This window comes from Ensifer sp. 22521, assembly GCF_052044795.1.
Taxonomy (GTDB): Bacteria; Pseudomonadota; Alphaproteobacteria; order Rhizobiales; family Rhizobiaceae; genus Ensifer.
Genome location: NZ_JBQENM010000002.1, coordinates 428,750 through 435,015, shown reverse-complemented (window position 1 = coordinate 435,015; position 6,266 = coordinate 428,750). Strand labels below are relative to the sequence as shown.

Here is a 6,266-nt window from a genome sequence, read left to right as displayed (position 1 = left end):
AGAAAATAGGTGTAGTCTCTTGTTAAAACGTGACCGCCAAAGTCTCTTTCTGAAAGAACCCTTTCGAGTTCCTCACGAGCTCCGCCGCCCACGTTTCTCTTTCTCTATATTCAATTGTCAAAAAACCGACGAACTCACCGTCCGTCAAACCGTTTCCTCAAAGCCCGAAACTCGCGTCCCAGACCCCAAAATCAGCCTCAGCCAACCAGGGAAACTCTAGAGCGAAGGTCGTCGTCGCCAGCAGCGCCGCCGCCCTCGTCAGTGATCGGGCTTATAGACCCCCATCCTCACAGACGTCAACAGCGATCTTCAAAAAAACTTCAAAAAAGAACAAGCTATTGAATTTAAAAGACAATTTCGACTGTTGATAAACTCGATCGATTTCGAGGAGCGAAAACACGGGCGTTTGCGGCGCAAATCACCCCGTGGCCACGAAGAGACCCATCCCGGCATCACCCGACACGGATTACGATCGCGATATGCGCCGCATGCCCGTCATCGGCGGCGCAGTTTCCCGGGTGAAATCCGCCCGGTGTTCCCGAACGATCTGCATCAGGAATTCGCGCACCGCCCTTACCCGCGGCACCGCGACCAGATCCCGGTGGCAAACCAGCCAATAGGTGCGCTTGAGCTCAATCTCCTCAGGCAGAACGATCTCCAGGTCTTCTTCCTGCTGTGCTATGAAGTAAGGCAACACGCATAGTCCCAGCCCCTGCCGCACAGCCTTTAGCTGCGTCAGGATGCTCGAACTCTGGAAATGCGCATGCAGGCCCGGCTGGAGTTCTCCCAGATAATCGAGACCCGGCGCAAAGATCATGTCTTCGATATACCCGACGAAGCGGTGCGCGGCGAGGTCGTTGCGTCCGGTGATTGGCGGATGTTTCGAGAGATAGCTGCGCGCGCCATAGACATGCAGCGTATAGGGCGTCAGCACCTCGGACTGGTAAGGTCCGGCCTTCGGCGCCGTCAGCGCCACCTGGATATCCGCTTCCTTGCGCGATAGCGACATGATCTGCTGGATCGCCACCAGTTCCAGCGAGACGTTCGGATAGTTTTCGGCAAAATCCGCCAACCGATCGGCCAGGAAGAAATTGCCGAAGCCTTCGAGCGTGTTCAACCTGACGACGCCGTGCTGCGCCGTCAGGCCATCATTGATGTCGAGCTGCAATTGTTCGGTCTCGCGCTCGATCCGCTCGGCGGTTTCGATGAAGCGCTGGCCCATGCCGGTCAACACGTAGCCGCGCGGATTGCGCTCGAACAGCTTGACCTTGAGCGCGAACTCCAGCCGATCGATGCGACGCGAGACCGTGGCATGGCTGGTCCTCAAGCGTCGGGCCGCCGTCGACAGTTGTCCGGTACGGGCAACCGCGAGAAAGAACTGCAGATCGTCCCAGGTGAAATTCGGATTCATCGCCACCCTCATCTGTTCGAAAATGAACAGATCCTGTTTCGCAATTTACGGTCCAGGCCGCTTGCATCCAAGCGGTTTTTTCCGGATTGTAGTCGCCGGAGCCGACATCTGAGGAGCATGTCTGGCCAATTATGAACAGAACGAAACGGCACCGCCATCCGCGCAGAGGAGCCCGCGTACATTCCTACGCGCCCGTTTCGCGGCGGTTCCCGAACACCAAGAGAACCCAATGGACACGTTCGACTATATCGTCGTCGGGGCGGGTAGCGCCGGCTGCGTGCTTGCCAATCGCCTTTCCGAAAACCTAGGGCATCGCGTGCTGCTGCTCGAGGCCGGCGGCCGCGACAACTACCACTGGATCCACATTCCGGTCGGCTATCTCTACTGCATCAACAATCCGCGCACCGACTGGTGCTTTACGACGGCCGCCGAAGAGGGCCTCAACGGCCGTTCCCTCGGCTATCCCCGCGGCAAGGTGCTTGGCGGCTGCTCCTCGATCAACGGCATGATCTACATGCGCGGCCAGGCGCGCGACTACGACCATTGGCGCCAGCTCGGCTGCACCGGCTGGGGCTGGGACGACGTGCTGCCGCTCTTCAAGAAGTCGGAGGACCACTATAAGGGTGCCAACGACATGCACGGCGCTGGCGGCGAATGGCGGGTGGAAAGGGCCCGCGTGCGCTGGGACGTGCTCGACGCGTTCCAGAAAGCCGCCACCGAAGCCGGCATTCCCGAAACGCCGGATTTCAACCGCGGCAGCAACGAAGGCTCCGGCTATTTCGACGTCAACCAGCGCTCCGGCATCCGCTGGAACACGGCGAAGGCGTTCCTGCGCCCGGCGCAGAAGCGCGGCAACCTGACGGTTCTGACCAAGGCGCATGTGCGCAAGCTGATCATCGAAGGCGACCGCGTCGCCGGTGTCGAGTTCCAGCATGATGGCACGGTCAAACGCGCCCGCGCAGCCCGCGAGACCGTGCTTTCCGCCGGCGCGATCGGCTCGCCGCAGATCCTTGAGCTCTCCGGCATCGGCCGCGGCGACGTGCTTCAGGCCAACGGCATCGAGGTCCGCCACGAACGCGCGAACGTCGGCGAGAACTTGCAGGATCATCTGCAGCTGCGCATGGCCTACAAGGTGACGGGCGTGCCGACGCTCAACGAAAAGGCCAATTCACTCTTCGGCAAGGCGTCGATCGGGCTGGAATATCTGCTGAAACGCTCCGGGCCGATGGCGATGGCACCAAGCCAGCTCGGGATCTTCACCCGGTCCGGCCCGGAGAAGGAAACGCCCGACCTGCAATATCACGTGCAGCCGGTCTCGCTCGACAAGTTCGGCGAACCTGTTCATTCTTTCCCGGCGATCACCGCCAGCGTTTGCAATCTGCGCCCGGAAAGCCGCGGCTCGGTGCACCTCAAAGGCCCGGACTTCGCCGCGGCACCGGACATCCGGCCGCGCTACCTGACCGCAGAGGCCGATCGCAACGTCGCCGTCAGCGCCATCCGCCTGACGCGGCAGATCGTCAAACAGCCCTCCTTCGCCCGCTTCAACCCGGTCGAGTTCAAACCGGGGCCATCCTACGAGACGGAGGACGACCTGAAGCGCGCCGCCGGCGATATCGGCACGACGATCTTTCATCCGGTCGGGACCTGCCGCATGGGCGCTGACGCTGAAAGCGTTGTCGATCCCGAACTGCGCCTTCGCGGCCTCAAGGGGTTGCGCATCGCCGACGCCTCGATCATGCCGACGATCACCTCGGGCAACACCAATTCGCCGACGATCATGATCGCCGAAAAGGCCGCCGCCATGATCCTGGCAGCCAATCGCTAGCGAAAATGCGGGGTGGTTTTGCGTCAACGAATGCGACATCCAATGTGATCGAAGGTGCTGATTCGACGCCGGATTCGGCCCGGAGAGCGGCAGCGGATAACGGTAAACTGGCCGAAATACGAGGCGAAACGCTTAAATCACGGGCCTTGAACCCCTATATCAGGCCCTGATGGCTCAGTTTTGAGCCCAAGCAAGAATAGGGGTTGTGATGGCAATGCAGCGATTTGGGCGTCTTGGACGAGCTCTGGCAATGATGGCGATTGGCTTGACCGTCGCGTTGACAGTTGTAGACGTCGCCGAAGCGCGGCGTTCGGGTGGCGGTTTCGGTAGCCGCGGCACCCGCACCTTCTCGCAGCCGCCCGTTACCCGCACGGCGCCGACCAACGCGGCACCGATCGACCGCTCGATGACGCCGCGCCAGGACGCCGGCCCCACCGCCACCAATCCGGCGGCCGGCCAGACGCGCCCGAACGCTACCCAGCCGAACGCCCGTCCGGGCTTCTTCAGCGGCTTTGGCGGCTCGCTGCTCGGCGGCCTCATGGTCGGCGGCCTGATCGGCATGCTGATGGGCGGCGGCTTCGGCGGTGCGGCCGGTTTCCTCGGCCTGATCGTGCAGATGCTCCTCATCGGCGGTCTGATCATGCTTGCCATGCGCTTCTTCGGCCGCAACCGCCAGCAGACGGCCTATGCGGGCCCGTCCGAGCGGTCGTCGGCTCAGCCGAACGGCATGCCGTCGTTCAAGATTCCGAGCATCGGTGGCGCCCAGGCCGGCGGTCAGGCGAACGCGCGCCCGACGGCAGCACCTGCACCGGCCCCCGTCACCGACGGCCCGGCTGACGAAATCGGCGTCCAGCAGGCCGACCTCGAACAGTTCGAAAAGATGCTGAAGGACGTGCAGGCGGCCTACGCCGCTGAAGACTACGGCACGTTGCGTCGCCTGACGACGCCGGAAGCCATGTCCTACCTCGCCGAAGAACTGAGCGACAACGCGACGAGCGGCGTCAAGAACGATGTGCGCGACGTGCACCTTGTCCAGGGCGACGTGGCCGAGGCCTGGTCCGAAAACGGGACCGACTACGCGACCGTTGCCATGCGTTACGAAAGCATCGACGTGATGCGAGACCGCGCCACGGGCAAGGTCATCAGCGGTGATCCGGACAAGCTGACCGAAGCGGTCGAGCTCTGGACCTTCGTCCGCAAGCCGGGCGCGGAATGGCAGGTTTCGGCGATCCAGGGCGTCAGCCACGACTGACGCGAAACAGAGTCTATGAGAAAGGCCCGGTCGGCATCGCCGCACCGGGCCTTTTCATTTTCAGGATCACATTTTCCCACGATCAAACGATGGCCGGAACCGACTCCGATGGCGCGAGAATGTGGGTGATCAGATCCCGGAGCCAGCGGTGGGCGGGATCGCCGTCGCGCCGCCGATGCCAGATCTGACGGAACGAAAAAGGCGGGATGGCGAAGGGCGGATCGAAGACGGTCAGTGACCCGGCCTCAGCATCACGCGGCAGGATGCGGTGTGCCACCGTAAGCACCATGTCCGTGCCGAGAACCAGGCCGGGCGCAGCACTCCAATGGGGCAGCGCCAGCACGATGCGGCGCTTGTGCCCCGCGGCCGCCAGCGCCAGGTCGATCTCGTTGCCGGTGTCGCCGCGCAGCGAAACGAGAATATGCGGCCGCTCCAGATAGGCCGTCAGATCCATCGCCTTTTCGCCACCAAGGCTCGCGCCATCTGCCAGGCAGGCGAAGTGTTCCTTAAACAGGAGCGATGTCCTCAGATCCTCGGTCAGCGTCGGAAACACCCCGAGCGCCAGATCGATCTCGCCGTCGACAATTTGCGACATCATCACTTCACGGCTCGCCTGGCTAACGATGAGATCGACGTACGGCGCTTGCCGGCGCAGCACCGCCATCAAGCGCGGCAGCAGAACGAGGGCGGCATAGTCGGACATCGCGAGCCGAAAGATATGGCGCTCCATTGCCGGATCGAACGGCTGAGACCCCATGAGCTGGCGCATGTGCGCCAGGGCCTCGGCAAGCTGTGGCGCGATCTCCAGCGCCCGCACCGTCGGTTCAAGCTGTCCGCCATGGCGGACGAGCAAGGGATCGTCGAAAAGAGCCCGCAAGCGCGCAAGCGCATGACTGACCGCCGGCTGGCTCTTGTTCAGCCGCAGGGCCGCACGCGATACATGGCGTTCCGCCAGCAGGGCATCGAGCACCACCAACAAGTTCAGGTCGATTCCGCCGAGATTATTCATGAGGCGAATGTAACACGTACGAAATTTGAATTTCCATTCCTCCCATCGATGCGTGAGGATGAGGCAATCAAGAAGGAAAAAACAATGCCCACTCTCTCCTCCCTCCTCATGCTTGCCACGGCGATCTTCGCCGGCGCCGTCGTCCCCCTCCAGGCCGGCGCCAATGCCAACCTTGGCCGCCTCCTCGGCCATCCGCTCTGGGCGACGGTCGTCTCGCTCGGCGTCAGTCTCGCGCTCATCCTGCCGATGCTGATCGCGTTGCGGGCGCCGTTGCCCAGCCTTGCGACGGCATTCAAGGGTCCGTGGTGGATCTGGATCGGCGGCGCCGCCGGCGTGATCTATATCACCGCTGCTCTCCTCCTTGCGCCGAAGCTCGGCGCGGCAAGCTTCATCGTCGCCGTCATCGCCGGCCAGATGGCGGTCTCCCTGCTCATCGATCACTTCGGCCTGATGGGTTTCCCCGCAAAGCCGGTCAATGCGGCGCGACTGACCGGCCTACTCTTCATCGTCGGCGGCATGGTGGTTACACAGATCGCCAATACTGCTCCGGCATTGGCCAACGCAACGCGATAGCGCATAGCCGCAAAGCGGACAGCGCTGCCTGCCCTTGGACGCCAGACGGTCTTCTATGCCGTTACCTTGCCCCTGATGGATCTTGGCCTTGCCGCAGGGATGCTGTCGGGAGCGATGTTTACGAATGGGCTCATGTCGCTTGGACAATTCTGGCTGTTTGCCAGTGCCTGCGCCGTGCTGCCGGTTCTGCCGTTCC

Annotated in this window: 5 protein-coding genes; 3 read left to right on the top strand and 2 right to left on the bottom strand. The window is 62.5% G+C overall.

Annotated elements, in window-relative coordinates; translation table 11 throughout:
• Positions 1-466: 466 nt before the first annotated feature.
• Positions 467-1,411 (bottom strand): LysR family transcriptional regulator, encoded by a 945-nt coding sequence (locus ACTJKE_RS04155; RefSeq protein ID WP_112997376.1) that lies wholly within the window; start codon positions 1,409-1,411, stop codon positions 467-469.
• Between the two features lie 229 nt (positions 1,412-1,640).
• On the opposite strand from ACTJKE_RS04155, the gene ACTJKE_RS04150 reads away from it, so the two are divergent.
• Both ACTJKE_RS04150 and ACTJKE_RS04145 read left to right on the top strand, forming a co-directional pair.
• Entirely contained in the window at positions 1,641-3,236 is a 1,596-nt protein-coding gene (locus ACTJKE_RS04150) for a GMC family oxidoreductase (RefSeq protein ID WP_113133423.1), read from the top strand.
• Positions 3,237-3,450: 214 nt separating this feature from the next.
• Positions 3,451-4,488, top strand: coding sequence for a Tim44 domain-containing protein (locus ACTJKE_RS04145; RefSeq protein WP_113133428.1), 1,038 nt, complete (start codon positions 3,451-3,453; stop codon positions 4,486-4,488).
• A gap of 82 nt (positions 4,489-4,570) precedes the next feature.
• Here ACTJKE_RS04145 and ACTJKE_RS04140 read toward each other — a convergent pair whose 3' ends face one another.
• A complete protein-coding gene (locus ACTJKE_RS04140) occupies positions 4,571-5,497 on the bottom strand; it encodes a LysR family transcriptional regulator (RefSeq protein ID WP_057255078.1) in 927 nt (308 codons plus the stop codon).
• 84 nt (positions 5,498-5,581) lie between these two features.
• Between ACTJKE_RS04140 and ACTJKE_RS04135 the strand changes: the two genes are divergently transcribed.
• Entirely contained in the window at positions 5,582-6,070 is a 489-nt protein-coding gene (locus ACTJKE_RS04135) for a DMT family transporter (protein WP_112997384.1), read from the top strand.
• Positions 6,071-6,266 lie beyond the last annotated feature (196 nt).

What these genes read in the sequence shown, in the direction of transcription:
- ACTJKE_RS04155 (WP_112997376.1), bottom strand. Translation starts at nt 1,411, where the DNA reads ATGAATCCGAATTTCACCTGGGACGATCTGCAGTTCTTTCTCGCGGTT.
- ACTJKE_RS04150 (WP_113133423.1), top strand. Translation starts at nt 1,641, where the DNA reads ATGGACACGTTCGACTATATCGTCGTCGGGGCGGGTAGCGCCGGCTGC.
- ACTJKE_RS04145 (WP_113133428.1), top strand. Translation starts at nt 3,451, where the DNA reads ATGCAGCGATTTGGGCGTCTTGGACGAGCTCTGGCAATGATGGCGATT.
- ACTJKE_RS04140 (WP_057255078.1), bottom strand. Translation starts at nt 5,497, where the DNA reads ATGAATAATCTCGGCGGAATCGACCTGAACTTGTTGGTGGTGCTCGAT.
- ACTJKE_RS04135 (WP_112997384.1), top strand. Translation starts at nt 5,582, where the DNA reads ATGCCCACTCTCTCCTCCCTCCTCATGCTTGCCACGGCGATCTTCGCC.